2 protein-coding genes are annotated in these 3,015 nt (G+C 61.3%); both read right to left on the bottom strand.

Annotated features, from left to right (window positions below):
• Positions 1-69 precede the first annotated feature (69 nt).
• Positions 70-1,086, bottom strand: coding sequence for a hypothetical protein (locus tag A5695_RS02690; RefSeq protein ID WP_082945807.1), 1,017 nt, complete (start codon positions 1,084-1,086; stop codon positions 70-72).
• On the bottom strand, positions 1,083-3,015 hold a 1,933-nt coding region (locus tag A5695_RS30100; protein WP_304442336.1), incomplete at its 5' end, for a transglycosylase family protein. The genes A5695_RS02690 and A5695_RS30100, both read right to left, overlap by 4 nt.

Below are 3,015 nucleotides of genomic sequence, written 5' to 3'. Positions count from 1 at the left end.
GCCGCGTGAACTCCAACGGCCCACTAGCAAGGCTCTCAACCGCATTGGGAATGAGGTTGAGAGGATTACTCATGACGGGCGCTTATACCTTTGCGGCATGAAGATGACCACCTGCCCACCAGGCTGAGAGTGGCGGACCTTGATGTTCGCCACCGTTCGGGGAGGGATAGGTGACTGGAAGCGTATTCCGTTGGCGCGCCGCCATACCGGCTCACCCAACGCCTCAAGGTCATGGAGGAAGAAATCCAACACCCTCGATTGGCGGATGAACTGATAGAACAGGTTGTCCGTCGGGTCGTTCGACCCCTTCAAGGTGCGGTTAGCGGGGTCAGTATCCACGGTCACATAGCCATCCGAAGCTGACAGTTCCGGCAGCTCAATCATGTTGTTGGTCATGCCGTCCTGGATCCACGCCCGGCCTGGTCCGGTGTACATGAAGATGGGGTGTGCTTCCATCGTTCCGCGGTTAGCGATATGGAATGTCTGCTCGTCGTAGCCGAGCTTCGCGACGCTATCCGCAGCCGCTGTGAATGAGTCCGTGAGCATCCGCTTGGCCCACCACGGCTGCGCCGCGACGATCTGCATGTCCCACTGGAAACCGTTATTACCGAACGCTGTCGGGTCGATCGGCATAGGCGTGTCTGGATGCTTTGCTAACTGAACTTGCGCCCAACGCCAACCAGAAAATGGGGTATGCCGGCCCCACCAGCCAGGTGTGTCTTCTGGCCAGGAATCCCACCAGTTCGACTCGATCGCCCGATATTGCAGCTCTGAGCAGTTGAATCCGAGTACTACAGCAAGGTTGATGATCCGCTTGAGAGTGTTGGTTCGCTCGTACGTCGCACCGACCTGATAAGCACCCTCAGTGAAGAGTTGGTCGATTGGCAGGTGGTAATCACCCTGCAAGTGCGTTCCCAGTTTTACGCCCTGGCGGCCCTTGTTACGTCCAGATAGGTCCCAGCGCAGGTTGTTCGGGCCGATATAGATGTTACGGGTGGTCTCCGTCGGCATTTTCAGATATGCGCGGGCGGAGTCCCAGTCGGTTAGCAGGTGTTGCTCTTGCTGCTTGATCACCTTCACGGTCATGGCATTGACATCCCAGGGATGCTTTGCACGCCTTGACGTGCGCGCGGCACGTTCAAATCCATTGCTGTCTGGTGGATGTCCTGCGGCTTTCCGACAGGACCGTAGAAGTTGATGCTGTTGTCGATCTGGTTACCGCCAGCAGCGGTCTTCATACCGCTAGGGGTGAAGTTCCCCGGCAGTGTGGCGTTCCCCCCACTCCCAGGAAGCATGGGCTGGAACTCATCTGGGGCCTGTGCCGGCCCGCCGGGTCGGATCTGCCCGAACGGCTGCGGAATGATGCTGGTCAACATCCCGCCCAGACCGGAGAAGATGTCCCCGCCGCCCATCGCGGGCATCGCCCCACCGCCCTGCCAATACGAGGCGGGCATTCCCTGCCCCTGACCGCCCTTGCCGCCGCCGGTGAGGAACGACATCAACCCCTTGAAGCCCTTGAAAAGCCCCGAGTCGAGGGGGTTTTTGAACAGGGAGCCGTCAAATCCGAACACCTCCGCGATCCCGGACACGAAGTCCTGCCCCAACTGCTCTGCCCCGGAAGACTGTGCTGGCATCACATAGAACGGGGAGTTCTGCGTCCCCAACGGGTAGGTGCCGTCCGGGGAGATCCCGCCCGGGGAAGCAACAGTGGGCATCATCGCCGACGGGTACACCATGCCGTTGATGTTCGGCAGCGCGCCCTGGCGGATCATGGCGTGGACGTGATCCATGTGATTCTCGGTCGGAGATCCCCGATTTTCCATTGGGGATGGACCCTTGCCGGGATCCCATTCCTGCTGCTGCCACAACGTGTACTGAATGCCTAGCGCGGCGGCGTTCTGCTGCAGGAACTGGTTGATCTGGTCACCCAGCGCCTTATTCGCGCCGACCATGATGTCCAAAGCCCGCCCGCTGGGATGGTCAGGGAATGGGTCGTTGGCGCGCCACCCGCCGATGCTCGACACATCCGGGAACAGTTGGCTGATAATGCGATTCAGCTGCACCGCCCCAGGCTGAAGATGCTCCTCAGGAGCCTTGCCAGGGATACTGAGGTTCAGGCCAGGAATCCCGGGGATGGTGGCGGACGCTCCCGGCACAGACGGCATCGCCGCACTCGGCATTCCCATGCTGGGGGGCTGGCTGCTGGTCGTGACGCCTGGCACCTTGCCTGTGGTGATGGCTTCCCAAGCCCCTAAGCCTTGCGGGGGTTTGCCCTGCCAGCCGTAGAACGCGACCCGGTCAGCGATGATTTTTTGTTGCTCCGGGGTCGCGTCAGCGGGGTTTTGGGCGAACTGCGTGCCGCCGTAGGCGGCCCACGTGTCAGGCGCGAACTGCAGGCCGCCGTAGTGCCCGTTGTGGCCCGAGTCCCGGTCAGACCAGTTCCCGCTGGATTCGGCCTGCGCCACCGCATCCCAATTGAACCCGGACGGAGCAGCACCCGGCGATGTTGCGGATGCTCCCGGTGCTAGTGGGTCGTTGAGGAGCCACGGCCGCGGTCCGGGCCGCAGATCAGACAGTTTCGGCAGCGCACCACCAGGCGAAGCACCCAATGTCGCTGACGGACGCAGATCGGACAGTTTCGGCAATGTGGCACCATCACCGCCAGCCACAGGCGGAGTCCCACCGCCACCGCTCGACGAGAAGAAGCTGCCCAGCTTCCCCAACAACCCCGTCGGATCCAAACTCCCCAGCGCGCTACGGAACTGGTCGAGGATGGGTTTCACCACCCGCCACACCCGCTCAATAACATTGGCGATAGTCCCAAACACCCGCTGGAAAACCGACTCCAACGTGTTGAGGACGGATTGGAACGGCGGCCACGTCACCCGCACGAACTCAACAACCTTGTCCCCAAGCTGACCCATATCAGCCCAGAACTGCTTTACCAACATTTGGTTGGCGGCAACGAATCGGCCAATGAAGCTGAACGCGGGCTCCATGGACTGCAGCGCCGCG

Source organism: Mycobacterium sp. E1747 (assembly GCF_001667775.1).
GTDB lineage: Bacteria > Actinomycetota > Actinomycetes > Mycobacteriales > Mycobacteriaceae > Mycobacterium.
The sequence above is the reverse complement of the archived record's forward strand: the minus strand, read 5'-3'. Positions and strand labels throughout refer to the sequence as shown.

Coding starts and splice junctions, on each gene's coding strand:
- A5695_RS02690 (WP_082945807.1), bottom strand. CDS start 1,086: ATGACCGTGAAGGTGATCAAGCAGCAAGAGCAACACCTGCTAACCGAC.